Origin of the sequence: Treponema bryantii, assembly GCF_900111035.1 — a bacterium.
Taxonomy (GTDB): Bacteria; Spirochaetota; Spirochaetia; order Treponematales; family Treponemataceae; genus Treponema_D; species Treponema_D bryantii_C.
The window spans coordinates 231,248-244,083 of sequence record NZ_FOFU01000003.1 but is presented as its reverse complement, the minus strand read 5'-3'; the positions used below and the strand labels follow the sequence as shown (position 1 = coordinate 244,083).

General features: G+C 38.6%; 12 protein-coding genes. 9 read left to right on the top strand and 3 right to left on the bottom strand.

Features of this window, described 5'->3' with window-relative positions; genetic code table 11:
- The first annotated feature begins 11 nt into the window (after positions 1–11).
- Entirely contained in the window at positions 12–1,580 is a 1,569-nt protein-coding gene (locus tag BMY21_RS07525; RefSeq protein ID WP_074642400.1) for a DUF5312 family protein, read from the top strand.
- A 75-nt stretch (positions 1,581–1,655) separates the two neighbouring features.
- On the opposite strand, the gene BMY21_RS07520 is transcribed toward BMY21_RS07525, so the two are convergent.
- On the bottom strand, positions 1,656–2,324 hold the full coding sequence (locus tag BMY21_RS07520; RefSeq protein ID WP_074642398.1) for a methionine ABC transporter permease: 669 nt from the start codon (positions 2,322–2,324) through the stop codon (positions 1,656–1,658).
- Position 2,325: 1 nt separating this feature from the next.
- Positions 2,326–3,348: a methionine ABC transporter ATP-binding protein gene (locus BMY21_RS07515; RefSeq protein ID WP_074642396.1), complete on the bottom strand. Its 1,023-nt coding sequence runs from the start codon at positions 3,346–3,348 to the stop codon at positions 2,326–2,328.
- A gap of 212 nt (positions 3,349–3,560) precedes the next feature.
- Here BMY21_RS07515 and BMY21_RS07510 point away from each other — a divergent pair, with 212 nt between their 5' ends.
- The 6 genes from BMY21_RS07510 (at position 3,561) to BMY21_RS07485 (ending at position 10,187) form a co-directional block, all read left to right on the top strand.
- The gene (locus BMY21_RS07510) at positions 3,561–4,424 is read left to right on the top strand and encodes an SPOR domain-containing protein (protein ID WP_074642394.1); all 864 of its coding nucleotides are present in this window, start codon (positions 3,561–3,563) and stop codon (positions 4,422–4,424) included.
- A gap of 204 nt (positions 4,425–4,628) precedes the next feature.
- Positions 4,629–6,017 (top strand): hypothetical protein, encoded by a 1,389-nt coding sequence (locus BMY21_RS07505; protein ID WP_143064188.1) that lies wholly within the window; start codon positions 4,629–4,631, stop codon positions 6,015–6,017.
- 70 nt (positions 6,018–6,087) lie between these two features.
- Entirely contained in the window at positions 6,088–8,184 is a 2,097-nt protein-coding gene (gene fusA / locus BMY21_RS07500; protein ID WP_074642389.1) for an elongation factor G, read from the top strand.
- A 153-nt stretch (positions 8,185–8,337) separates the two neighbouring features.
- On the top strand, positions 8,338–8,997 hold the full coding sequence (locus tag BMY21_RS07495; protein ID WP_074642387.1) for a hypothetical protein: 660 nt from the start codon (positions 8,338–8,340) through the stop codon (positions 8,995–8,997).
- A gap of 141 nt (positions 8,998–9,138) precedes the next feature.
- A complete protein-coding gene (locus BMY21_RS07490) occupies positions 9,139–9,660 on the top strand; it encodes a hypothetical protein (protein ID WP_074642386.1) in 522 nt (173 codons plus the stop codon).
- Between the two features lie 71 nt (positions 9,661–9,731).
- On the top strand, positions 9,732–10,187 hold the full coding sequence (locus BMY21_RS07485) for a hypothetical protein (protein ID WP_074642384.1): 456 nt from the start codon (positions 9,732–9,734) through the stop codon (positions 10,185–10,187).
- A gap of 185 nt (positions 10,188–10,372) precedes the next feature.
- Here the strand turns inward: BMY21_RS07485 and BMY21_RS07480 are convergent, their stop codons facing one another.
- The gene (locus BMY21_RS07480) at positions 10,373–11,182 is read right to left on the bottom strand and encodes a YesL family protein (protein ID WP_074642381.1); all 810 of its coding nucleotides are present in this window, start codon (positions 11,180–11,182) and stop codon (positions 10,373–10,375) included.
- A gap of 60 nt (positions 11,183–11,242) precedes the next feature.
- On the opposite strand from BMY21_RS07480, the gene BMY21_RS07475 reads away from it, so the two are divergent.
- A complete protein-coding gene (locus BMY21_RS07475; protein WP_074642379.1) occupies positions 11,243–11,683 on the top strand; it encodes a MarR family winged helix-turn-helix transcriptional regulator in 441 nt (146 codons plus the stop codon).
- 99 nt (positions 11,684–11,782) lie between these two features.
- Complete coding sequence (locus tag BMY21_RS07470) at positions 11,783–12,787, top strand: BMP family ABC transporter substrate-binding protein (protein WP_074642376.1); 1,005 nt, start codon at positions 11,783–11,785, stop codon at positions 12,785–12,787.
- The last annotated feature ends 49 nt before the right edge of the window (positions 12,788–12,836 follow it).

Sequence of the window (12,836 nt, the reverse complement as noted above, 5' to 3'; positions counted from 1 at the left end):
TTATAATATGTATGGACAGTACGAAAAAATCTTCAGAAAGCTCAGCATCTAAAAAGCCTGTAGAAAAAGAGAGTTTCTTCCAGTCGCTGCTTTCTTCATTATTCAAATCCTCAAATCCCGAGGCAGAGAAAAAACGTCGTCTCAAAAATCTTGCAAAAACAATTTCTAAAACAAAATATCACAGCTTCTATCGTCCGGCTTCCGGCGAAATGCTTGCCCCATTCGGAAAGCTTATTTTTGATTTATACAAGGCAATTTCTTCTGCTCAGTTATATTTCAGAAATACTCAGAACCCGGCAATCTTTAAGCGTCAGATTATAAATTTCGTTCTCTCAGAAAATCAGCTTGCCCTTCTGGATGATCTTGATGAACAGAAAATCCTTGAACTTGCAAGAACCGTTCCTTTTGGAAAGCTTCAGCAGGATATTGAGCACAAGCTTCAGGTTTTCACAAATGATTTTAACGAAACCCGCGCCGCTAAAGCAGACAGCCTTGAAAAAGCCTTTTCTGTTTTCCAGGATTTCTGTGAATTCGATTATTATATGATTCTTAAGAAGTTTGATTCTTCTTATCAGGAATTCTCATTTAATGCAGTTCCTCGTCTTGAAAAAGTAAACGCAGAATATATTCTTGATGACCTCAAGGATTTCCTTGCAGTTGCCTACAGCATTACCGACGATTCAATTGACTGGTCTGTTCTTTTTGAAATGTTCAAAACAACTCAGAGCCGTGAACTTGTTTCACTCGGAAATTGGAAAAAGATTATTGCAAAAATGAAGAACATTCAGTCTTCAAAATCTTTAGATCTGATTATCCAGCATATTTCAGAAGATTTTGCATATGAAACAAAGACTTCATATCATCATGCATCTGTAATTGAACCATACATCGACAAGATTGAAACTGATACAAGAAATCTTCTGGCAAAAATTGAAACAGAACAGAAGGAATCTAAAGCATCTTCTATCTGTATGCAGATTTTTGGAACTGCAAGTCCACAGAGCCTTAAGTTCTACACAGCAGAGTTCAATGCACCTCTTGAAAAGAAAGGTCTTTCAGTTCTTGAATACACAGAGCCTCTTAACTTCCTCAAGGCATTCCTTGTAGAATTTGTTAAGAAAGCTATCCGTGAATATTATGATGTAGTTGTAATCCGCGGTCAGTGGGACGCTACCCTTTCCGCTCCTATGTCAAATGCCTATCAGGAACTGCTTAAACTTTCTGATGAAGTAACTTCTTTTGATGAAATGATGGCAGAAGAAGGTCCTATGGGAATTAAAGTAAAAACACTTTTACCTAAGACTGCCCATGATGCTGGTGCTGAAAATATCATAAACCGCGTAGTTTCAGATGCAAATGAAACAGCACGCGGCTATATTATTCAGGGAACTCAGAACCTTATTACAATTGGAAAGACAATCAAACAGCTTATAGAAGATTATGTTCTTCCAAAGCCATTACTTGTAGCTAACTGGAAAGAGCTGGAAAAATTCTTTGAGATTCCTCTCAAAGAGTTCAGCGTAGACATTTATAAAAAGATTTATCTTTTCGTACAATTAATGCAGAATTACATCAATTAACCGTCATTGCGAGCGTAGCGAAGCAATCCATTATAGATTGCCACGTCGCTATCGCTCCTCGCAATGACAAGAACTTTAACGCATTGCCTGCATCTTATTACTGATGCGGGTACCAATAACCTGAATCACTTCAACCAGCACAAGAATAATAACTACCGCGCCAATCATATACTCAACGCGGTAACGCTGGTATCCGTAACGGATGGCAACATCACCAAGTCCGCCGCCACCAACAGTTCCAGCCATCGCTGAATAACCAATAAGATTTATGATTGTAAGGGTAATTCCATTTACAATAGAAGGAAGTGCTTCCGGAAGAAGAATCTTAAAGATAACCTGCTTATCTGTTGAACCCATAGAACGAGCAGCAGCAATTACTCCAGGATCAACTTCTTTAAGGCTTGATTCAATTACGCGGGCAACAAAAGGTGCTGCTGCAATTGTAAGCGGTACAATAGAAGCTTTTGTTCCAATCGCAGTATGAACGATTATACGTGTAAACGGAAACAAAAGAATGACGAGGATTACAAACGGAATTGCACGCAGGATATTGATTATTACCGAAAGTACCTGATTCAAAAACTTATGAGGTCTCAGACCGGCAGCAGGATCGCTTGTGCACAAAAGAATTCCGAGAGGGATTCCAATAATCATACTAAATATAGTAGAAAACAGAACCATTACGAGAGTCTGCCAGGTTGCAGTTCCAATTACAGAAAGATATTTTACCAATGCCGGATTCATATTACACACCTGCCTTTTCTACTATTATATTCTGATTGCGAAGATACTCGAGAGCTTCAGAAACCTGGAATCCTGAAAAATCTACAATCATCTTACCAATATCACCATCTGTAAGATGCTGAACACCAGCCGCACGGATATTGAACTCAACATCAAACTTTTTAGCTACATTACTCAAAACAGGAGCACCCTGCTTTTCACTTGGGAAGCTCAGTTCATATTCACCGCCTTCCTGACTCCAGCGTATAATATTAGAGCCGTCTGAAGGCTTACGGTCTGTACCAATATGAGAAATAAAGTCTTTTGTTACAGGACTCTTTGGATTTAAGAAAATATCATTTACAGAACCAAGTTCAACAAGCTTACCTTCATTGATTACAGCAACCTGACTGCAGGCATCTCGTACTACTTCCATCTGATGAGTAATCATAACTACAGTAAGATTCATCTGACTCTGGATTTTTCTGATAAGATTCAAGATTGATGTTGTTGTCTGAGGATCAAGAGCAGAAGTTGCTTCATCACAGAATAGAATATCCGGCTTGTTTGCAAGGGCACGAGCAATAGCAATTCTCTGTTTCTGTCCACCGCTCAAAGTGCTTATGCGGGCATCCTTACGGTCTGAAAGTTCAACCAATTCAAGAAGCTCATCTACACGGCGGTTAATTTCGTCCTTTGAAACTCCACAGATTTCCATAGGATATGCTATATTCTGACCTGCCGAACGCGAAGAAAAAAGGTTGAAGTTCTGAAAAATCATACCAATTCTGCGGCGGCGCATTACAAGCTCTTTTTCGCTGAGGTTGTCTACTCGTTCTCCGTCATATAAAACTTCGCCGGAATCCGGCTTTTCCATCATACTGATAAGACGTACAAGGGAAGATTTTCCCGCACCACTCTTTCCGATAATTCCAAAAATCTGATTAGAAGGAATTTTAAGGGATATGTCATTTACAGCAGCAACTTTTGAAAGTCCGTCTGCCGAGTTATAAACCCTTACTAGATTGTTTAATTCTATCTGCATTCTTCTATTATATTAAATCTCGCCATTCCTCGCAATTCCCGTCATTCCGAGTCATTGCGAGGAGCGTAGCGACGTGGCAATCTATTAAATGGATTGCTTCGCTTCGCTCGCAATGACGATAATTTTCTTATTTTTTTCCTAAACTATTTTTTTCAGATTCCGATATTTTGTATAAGGTGGCCGGTGGATTTGCCGGTGCAAAGAGGAAAAATATGGAACAGAAAAAAACATTATGGATTATTGCCGCAGTCGGCGTATTCTTGCTGGTAGTTTTGGGAGTACCAGCTATTTTACATTATCCTTCAAGAAATCCCGTTCCCGCTTATGCAAGCATTTCTCCAGTAGAAAAGAAAACTTCTAAAGACGGATGGACAAAACCATCTGCTGATGTAACTGCACCAACAACACTTCCTCAGGATGTAGCAGCAACAAAAGTAAACGAGCTGGTTGTTCTTGCTGACAACGCAACTGTTTACGCACAGAATACAGATAAACCTGCTGAAAATGGTACAACAATTGATTTGAATGCACTTAAAAATGAAATTGTAGCAGAAACTCAGAATCAGGCTCCAAGTCAGCCACAGAATATTAACATTACAGTAAATATTCCAGAGCCTAAAGAAGAAGTAAAGGTTACTCCAAAATCAGAACCTAAATCAGAGCCTAAATATGTTGCAAAAGCAGAACCTGTTGAAAATAATGTAAAGGTAGTTCAGAAAACTGAAGTTAAGGCTACAACTAAAGCTACAAAAACAAACGCACAGGCTAATGCAAATACAAAGAAATCTGCAGCAGCCCCTGCTCCTAAGGCAGAGCCTAAGAAAACTCAGTACTGGGTACAGGTTGCCGCTTACAGCAATAAGAAAGGTGCAGAAGGTGCCCGCTCTATTCTTGATGAAAACAAGATTCCTTCTGATATCTTTACTTATAGAGACAACAAGGATAAGCTTTACTACCGTGTTCGTGTAGGACCTTACACTACAAAGAGTGAAGCTGAATACTGGCGTACTCGTATTATTAAAATCAGTGATATTGATAATGCGAATGACAGTTATATAACAAGTACAACAATCTAACAAAAAAATAAATATACGAAATCTTTTAATTTGAGGTGCTGTCGCCGAAAAACGACTCGCTTCGCAGGGACGAAAAAGATGCTCAGCGAGGTTGTTTTTCGGCTTCGCACCTCAAATTATATAAACCTGCCTTTTATACCTTTTTTTTTATTATTTTTCCAAAATCATTTCCTTTTTTATTTAACTTTATACTATTTATATTATGTGAAAAAATTATTTATAACTTTTATGCTTTTAATTGCCTGGGGTGCTTTTGGGGCAGCGGAATCTTTTAAGCTTGAACTTTATGGCGACTCTCAGAAGACTGGCGGGCTGAGACTTTCTGTTCCTCTTATAGATTTAAGAACTGTAATTCAGCCGGATAAGTACAATTTTGGAATACAGCTTTCAACTTCAAAATTTATTAAAAAACTCCCTGTAGAAGTAAAGTTCGGAAATCTTTCTGCTTCAGGTTCTCTCTCAAGATTAAACTCTCCGGAATTAAGCAGCAGTACTTCCCCATTCTCTAATGGAATTATTTCCACAACAGGATTAACCGCAAGTCTTCCCGGATACACAAGTTTTTCAAAAGCTGAAAGCACTTTTTTACAGATAAAAACAAATCAGCTGACAACGCATCCTTTTACAATGTATCTGAATTTATGGTTTTCGCCAGAAAATCCTGATCCGGTATTCTCTGCAATGATTTATGACAAGTTTTTTGATAACCGGTTAATAATCAGTTCATCTTTCACAACAGGACGATTTATGTATGAAGCAAACGACAGTTCATCCTGGTTTCTTGATAATCCACATTACATGGCAGACTCTCACACCTGTTCATTGATTCAGTTTTCTACTGAAATAAAAAACAAAACAAGAAAGAATTCCATTTATACAGGATTTATGACTGCCATTTATGAAAGTCCCTTTGGTCCTTTAACAGCTGCCTATAGATTAGACCTTAAACTTTCTATAAAGCACACTGATTTTTATGCATCAGCATTTCTAAATCAATATGAAGATATACTCACAAGTTCTGCAAAACTGCTTAGCCCCAGTGTTCAATTAAAGTGCGGTTTTCTTACCAAAAAGCCTGTTCCTGCTAAAAATCAAAAGCTCTATTTTATAAAAACCGGGGCCAATATTTATTCCAGAATCAACCTTACAAAACCGGAACATCCGCTCAGGCTGAATGCAGGTTTTCAACTTACTTCGGAGATTACTACCCTTTCACTTTCCGTTTCAGGGAATGCAAAATTACTGGCCGCCTCTGCAGAACTGCCGCCGGAAGATATAAGTTTTACTTCTATTTCCATGCAGTTTAAAAACTCCTGGTATTTAAAAACTTTCACTCCAGCCATAACTCTTTCTGCAGAAAAGAGATTTGATGATTCATCAGACAGTGATTCCGGGAAAATGAAATATAAAGCACAGCTGAATTTAACAAATAATTCAAGGCATAAAATAAGCGGCAACTGTACCTTCAGTTTCTCATCAAAAGATAAAGAAATAACAGATAAGAAATTTTCAGCTGGTCTTACCTGCAGAATGAACATAAAAGCCGTTACGATAATCGGAAAACTTACAATTTCAAGTTTATATCTTGAATAGAACTTATTTTTTCATTAAAATAACGTGATACTATAATCTAAGGAATAATTTTTTTAAAAGAGGTATTAATATGGCTTGGGATATTTCAAAAGTAAGAAATATCGGTATCAGTGCCCACATTGACTCTGGAAAGACAACAACTTCAGAACGTATCTTGTTCTACTGTAACAAGATTCACGCAATTCACGAAGTTCGTGGTAAGGACGGTGTTGGTGCTGTAATGGATAACATGGAACTGGAGCGTGAGCGTGGTATCACAATTCAGTCTGCTGCTACTCAGGTTCAGTGGAAAGACTACACAATCAACCTTATCGACACACCGGGTCACGTTGACTTTACTGTAGAAGTTGAACGTTCCCTTCGCGTTTTGGACGGCGCTATCATGATTCTTTGTGCCGTTGCCGGTGTTCAGTCTCAGTCAATCACTGTAGACCGCCAGCTCAAGCGTTACCATGTACCACGTGTTGCATTTGTAAACAAGTGTGACCGTCAGGGTGCTAACCCAGTTCGCGTTCGCATGCAGCTTCGCGAAAAGCTCGGTTTGAACGCATATATGATGGAGCTCCCAATTGGTCTTGAAGACAAACTCGAAGGTGTTGTAGATCTCGTTGCTATGAAGGCTATCTACTTCGACGGACCAAACGGTGAAGACCTCCGCATTGCAGAAATTCCTGCAAACATGACTGCAGATGCAGAAAAATACCGCGAAGAACTCCTCGACGCAGCTTCTATGTTCGACGATTCTTTGATGGAAGAAATCATGGAAAAGGGTTACGATGGAGTTGCAGAAGACAAGATTATCGCTGCTATCCGTAAGGGAACTCTTGCTGAACAGTTCGTAGGTGTATTCTGTGGTTCAGCTCACGTAAACAAAGGTATTCAGCCTCTTCTCGACGCTGTAGTACGCTACCTCCCAGCTCCAAACGAAGTACGCAACGTTGCTCTCGACCTCGATAACAACGAAGCTGAAGTAGAACTTGAATCAGTTGATAACAAGCCTTGTGTTGCACTTGGTTTCAAACTTGATGATGGTCAGTACGGTCAGCTTACATATACTCGCGTATACCAGGGTAAGATTAAGAAGGGTGAAGAACTCTATAACACACGTAACAAGAAGAGATTCAAGGTTGGACGTCTTGTTCGTATGAACTCTGCTCAGATGGAAGATATCAACGAAGGTTGTGCAGGTGATATCGTTGCACTCTTCGGTGTTGACTGTGCATCTGGTGATACATTCGTAAGCGGTGGAGTAAACTACTCTATGGCTTCTATGTACGTTCCAGAGCCTGTAATTTCTTTGTCTATTACTCCAAAAGACAAACAGGCTTCTATGCAGATGTCTAAGGCTCTTAACCGCTTTACTAAGGAAGACCCTACATTCCGCGTATACACAGACCCAGAATCAAATGAAACAATCATTAAGGGTATGGGTGAGCTTCACCTTGAAGTATACGTTGAACGTATGAAGCGCGAATACAACTGTGAAGTTATCACTGGTAAACCACAGGTTGCATACCGCGAATCTATCACTACAACTGGTGACTTCAACTACACACATAAAAAGCAGACTGGTGGTTCTGGACAGTACGGTCGTGTTGCCGGATTCATGGAACCAGATTCTGAGAAAGACTACGAGTTCGTAGACGCAATTAAGGGTGGTGCTATTCCTAACGAATACATCCCTTCTTGTGATAAAGGTTTCCAGAAGGCTATGAAGGAAGGTTCTTTGATTGGAGCTCCTATCGTAGGTGTTAAGATTACAATTAATGATGGTCAGTACCACCCTGTAGACTCTAACGATAACGCATTCCAGATTGCTGCTATTGGTGCTTTCCGTGAAGGTTACATGAAGGCTAAGCCTGTAATCCTCGAACCAATCATGAAGGTACAGATGACTGCACCTACTGAGTTCCAGGGTAACCTCTTCGGTCTTATCAACCAGCGCCGTGGTGTAATCGTTGATTCAACTGATGAAAACAACACTTCTACAGTAAACGCAGAAGTTCCACTTTCAGAAATGTTCGGATTCTCTACTATCCTCCGTTCTTCAACTCAGGGTAAGGGTGAATTCACAATGGAATTCCTTAAGTATGGTAAGGTTCCAAACAACGTATCTGAAGAACTTCAGGCTAAATACAAGGAAGAAAAAGCAGCTGGTAAGAAATAATTAATTTCTAACCACTGATACAAAGGCGACTTGGTTTTTCCAGGTCGCCTTTTTTATTTTTATTTATTTGCTTTATATCAATTCATAGTTTAGAATAGAGGAAGTGATCAGATATCTGATTTAAAAACATTTATGCACCTCAGGAGGTCGACTATGGATAAGAAAGATTTAATCGCTCACAGCCCTGTGAGATATTTTGATGTGACAAATGCAGGTTTAAAAGACGGTGAAATGGGACTCATAACAGCTAAAAAAGGTCTTGGAAAGACTTCTATTCTGGTTCAGTTTGGAATTGACAGCCTTCTCAACGACAAAGCTCTCGTTCATGTTTCTTTTGACCAGCAGTCATCTAATGTAATTGCCTGGTATTCAAGTGTTCTTGCTGAAATTGCTAAAAAGAAGAGTTTGAACCTTGATGATGTAAATGAAGAAATTGTACGCAACCGCACAATTCTGAACTTTAATCAGGAAACATTCACTCTTCCAAAGGTTGTAAACACACTCAAGGCTCTTAAAGACGGAGGTACATCAATTGCTTCTGTAGTTGTAGATGGTCTTGATATGAACAAAACTTCTGCAGACGACATCAAATGCTTTGGAGATTTCATCAAAAAGGAAAAGATGACTGCGTGGTTCAGCTTTACAAATGAAGCAGCAGACCTTAAGGGAACTCTTGCTGCAGATAAGCTTGATAACTTTGCAACAGTTGCACACCTTGCAGCAGAAGGAAAAGTTCTTTCTCTTGCAATTCTTAAGAATGGAGAAGGTAAAGTTAGTCTTGATGCAAAAACTTTGCTTATGACTAAATCATAAAATATGATGCTGAATTAAGTTCAGCTGACGCGTCACCCCGAACTCGTTTCGGGGTCTTTTTTTTTAAAAAAAAGTGCACTTTTTTTATCTCCCGGGTGTCTAAATACATGTAAACAAACTCATACAAAGGGAGATAATTTTATGAAAAAACTTACTACTATTCTTACTATTGCTGCAGCTGCACTTATGTTTTCAAGCTGTATTATTGTTGGAGCTGATGACCTTCCAGAATTAATTATTGAGGAAAAAACTACTACAACTACTCCAAAACCTTCTAATCCTGAACCGGAGCCTGTATACTATCACAGCATAACATGCAAAAACCAGACTTCGTTCACAGTAACAGACTGGTGTGTAAAGAAAGACAACATTGTTACTTATGCAAAATCTGGTTATAACCGTTCAATCCGTTCTGGTGGAGAAGATATGATTATGGATCTTCCAGAGGGATACTACAAGGTATACTTCTCTTTTGAAGATGAATACCAGCTTAATCCAGGCGATTATTACAGCAGCGAAAGCATTTACCTTAACAAGGATGTAATCTACACTCTTTACGAGCGTCAGGTTTCAGTTGCCTGTCGTGCCGCTGGTACTGCTGTAAAACCTCAGTTGTATCTTGCAGGTTCTGATGGAACAGAGATTGATTTAGTGAGTGAGTAAAATAACTAAACCTGCATTTTGAATAGCAAAATGCAGGTTTATATGTTACAATTAAACTCAAGGAGCGCAATATGAAAAAGATATTTTCTATACTTTTAGCATCAATGGTAATAGGTCTCTTTTCGAGTTGTATTTTGGTAGTGCCGGAACATACAATGTATTTTTATAATGATACTACAAAACAATATGTTTATGACTGGTACCTTAAAGATTCAGATGGAGACGATCACGCTGCCTCAAAAGATTATTGTGAAGTTGCGCCTGGCGAATATGATTACATTTCAAATCTGAAAGAAGATTGTTATCAAGTTTGGTTCTGTATTTATCAAACTCGCGAGCAAGACTATTATGTTCACACTGATAATTATTTTGAACTTAATAGTGATGCAACCTTCTATTTAAGTGATACAAAAGCTTATACAGGCACACCAACATCACGTTCTGCAAATTCAGGAAATGATAACTTTGAAGATACCTATGTCCTTAAAGATTCAAAAGGAAATGAATATAAATTAGTCCGTGACTAAAGGGGGCGTTGCGGGGCGGCGTTTGAGCCCCGCAGGGTGGATCGGCAGGCATAGCCTACCTCTGCCGCTATTTTTTATGGATAATCCTAAAACGACCCACTGTCGCAGCTCGTTTTTTAACGGATTTCCTATAAGAGCGGGGATGGACACCTCCCTCCTCTACTCAAACTACCATAAAATCTGAACTATAAATCCTGGCGCTGATCGTCCTTCCATGGGAAGAGGAAGCTGCGGATTGGGCGAGGACCGAGGATGTCGCGGTCTTCGGCAATTAAATCGTCCCAAGGAATCTGGCGGCGTTCTTTTTTTGTTTTCAGTTCAGGATGCTCTTCCAGATAATCATATTTATAAAGAAGAATACGAAGTGCATTTGTATTTGCAATAAGAATACCTGTCATTGAAGGAAAGAATCCGATTGCAACTACTGACAGAACCAGAAGAATAAGATTGTAAAGTCCCATCAAAAGTGTAAAACCGGTATTATCGAAGAGGATTATAAAGCTCTTCTTAAAGCATTTTCTGAAGTTGTTGTGCATAAGGGCACGGATAGGAATAAACCACTGCATTGCAAGCAGATAGAAAATATCTATCCAGAAAATAGAACAGCCAAGCGCAAATCCCAAAAGTGTAGCCGATTCAATATAATATCTGATTGAAAAGCTTGAAATAAGGAAAACTGCGGTATTCATAAGGCCGAACAGTGCGCCGTCTTTTATTGATCCTGGAATTGCCTTGAAAAAGTCCAGCATATGGATTCCTTCGAAGTTTGCAATATGTGCAGCTGAATCACTATAAGCGACAACAAGGATAGAAAGAAATACAACACCAAAAACTAAAGCAAGAAGAACCAGGATTTCTGACTGTGTATTTGCAGCAAGACCATTCAAAAGAACTATACCAATTCCTGAAAAAAGGAAAACCAGATTTGCCATAATAACTGAAAGAAGGTTGTCCCAGCCATCACAGAAATTCTTTTTAATAATAAAACCAAACATATTTAAAATTTAACAATTATTACTATTAAATACAAGAAGATTTCGTGGTAAAATAATGTTATGGACGTAAATTCTTCTATTTCACTACTTTCTAACATTCATTCTATTACAGCTGATTTTCTTACCGAAAGGCTTAAAAATAAGGGGTTTCCGGAATTTGCTTCTTCTCATGGAAATATTCTTTTTCAGCTCAGTGTTAATGAAAAAATGACTATGGGAGATCTGGCTGAAAAAATTAACCGCGATAAGTCTACAACTACTGTGCTAGTAAGAAAACTTGAGGCTGAAGGATTCATTACAGGAGAACCAGACCCGTCAGACAAACGCAGCCGAATAATCTATCTTGCAGATAAAGGTAAACAGTTTAACTCAATTGCACAGGAACTTTCGAAAGAACTCCTGGATACATTTTATAAGGACTTTTCTGATACAGAAAAAGAGAAGTTTTTTAAATCTCTGCTAAAAATCAAAAAGAATTTCTCACAGTGCACACAGAGATAATCTATCCAGTTATTTTATACTCCGTGTCCTCTTTTGCTCTGTGAGGAATTTTTTACTGGTCACTTGACTCTACTTTTATATAAAAATATATTATAACACATGAAAAAGATAATTTTATTTACAACTATTTTTGCTGCAATCCTTTCTATGGGATTTGCTAAGGCTAAAAAAACTGACAAAACTTCTATTGCAGTTTTTGTTCCAGGAATTATTGATGACAGTCCTGTTTATAACATGCTTGTTCAGGGTGTAAAAGCCGCTGTTGAAGAAAAGAATCAGAATCTTTCTAAAAAAGAAAAGGTTAATCTTTTTATTATGGAAGCTGGTACTAACCAGGCTGAATGGGGTGCAAAGATTACAGCTCTTTGTGCTGAACAGAAATATGATGTAATTATTTCTTCTAACCCTTCCCTTCCAGATCTTGTTGAACCAATTCTTAAATCGTTCCCAAAACAGAAGTTCATTCTGATGGACGCAACTAAAGAAGGAAATCCGAACATTCATACTATCTGTTACAATCAGTATGAGCAGTCTTATCTTACCGGTTATATCGGCGGACTTATGTCTAAAAGCAATAAACTTGCTTTGATTGCAGCTCAGGAATACCCTGTTATGAATAACATTATTCTTCCTTATTTTGAAAAGGGTGCAAAGGCTGCAAACGCTGATTCTACTGTAGACTTTAGAATTGTAGGAAACTGGTATGATGCAACAAAGGGTGCAGAAATTGCAGATGCTGTTGCAAAGAAAGGTGTTGATGTAATTCTTCCTATCTGTGGCGGTGCTTCTCAGGGTGTTATCACTTCTGCTGTAAATAATGGAATTTATGTTACTTGGTTTGATGACAATGGCTTTGCAAAAGCTCCTGGAACTATTATTTCTTCCAGTGTTATGAAGCAGAAGGAAATGTCTTATAATGTAACTAAGGAATTTATTGAAGGAAATACTCCTTGGGGAACAGCTGAAATGGTTGGAATTAAAGAAGGCTTTGTTGATTTTGTTCAGGATGATCCGAACTATATCAAAGCCGTTCCGGCTGACATCAGAGAGAAGATGAAGAACCTTTTGGATGATATTCGTTCAGGAAAAACAGAGATAAAATAGATAATAGATTGCTTCGCTACGCTCGCAATGACGTCATTGCGAGGAGCCT

Coding starts and splice junctions, on each gene's coding strand:
- BMY21_RS07490 (WP_074642386.1), top strand. CDS start 9,139: ATGAAAAAACTTACTACTATTCTTACTATTGCTGCAGCTGCACTTATG.
- BMY21_RS07480 (WP_074642381.1), bottom strand. CDS start 11,182: ATGTTTGGTTTTATTATTAAAAAGAATTTCTGTGATGGCTGGGACAAC.
- fusA (WP_074642389.1), top strand. CDS start 6,088: ATGGCTTGGGATATTTCAAAAGTAAGAAATATCGGTATCAGTGCCCAC.
- BMY21_RS07525 (WP_074642400.1), top strand. CDS start 12: ATGGACAGTACGAAAAAATCTTCAGAAAGCTCAGCATCTAAAAAGCCT.
- BMY21_RS07495 (WP_074642387.1), top strand. CDS start 8,338: ATGGATAAGAAAGATTTAATCGCTCACAGCCCTGTGAGATATTTTGAT.
- BMY21_RS07485 (WP_074642384.1), top strand. CDS start 9,732: ATGAAAAAGATATTTTCTATACTTTTAGCATCAATGGTAATAGGTCTC.
- BMY21_RS07520 (WP_074642398.1), bottom strand. CDS start 2,324: ATGAATCCGGCATTGGTAAAATATCTTTCTGTAATTGGAACTGCAACC.
- BMY21_RS07470 (WP_074642376.1), top strand. CDS start 11,783: ATGAAAAAGATAATTTTATTTACAACTATTTTTGCTGCAATCCTTTCT.
- BMY21_RS07515 (WP_074642396.1), bottom strand. CDS start 3,348: ATGCAGATAGAATTAAACAATCTAGTAAGGGTTTATAACTCGGCAGAC.
- BMY21_RS07510 (WP_074642394.1), top strand. CDS start 3,561: ATGGAACAGAAAAAAACATTATGGATTATTGCCGCAGTCGGCGTATTC.
- BMY21_RS07475 (WP_074642379.1), top strand. CDS start 11,243: ATGGACGTAAATTCTTCTATTTCACTACTTTCTAACATTCATTCTATT.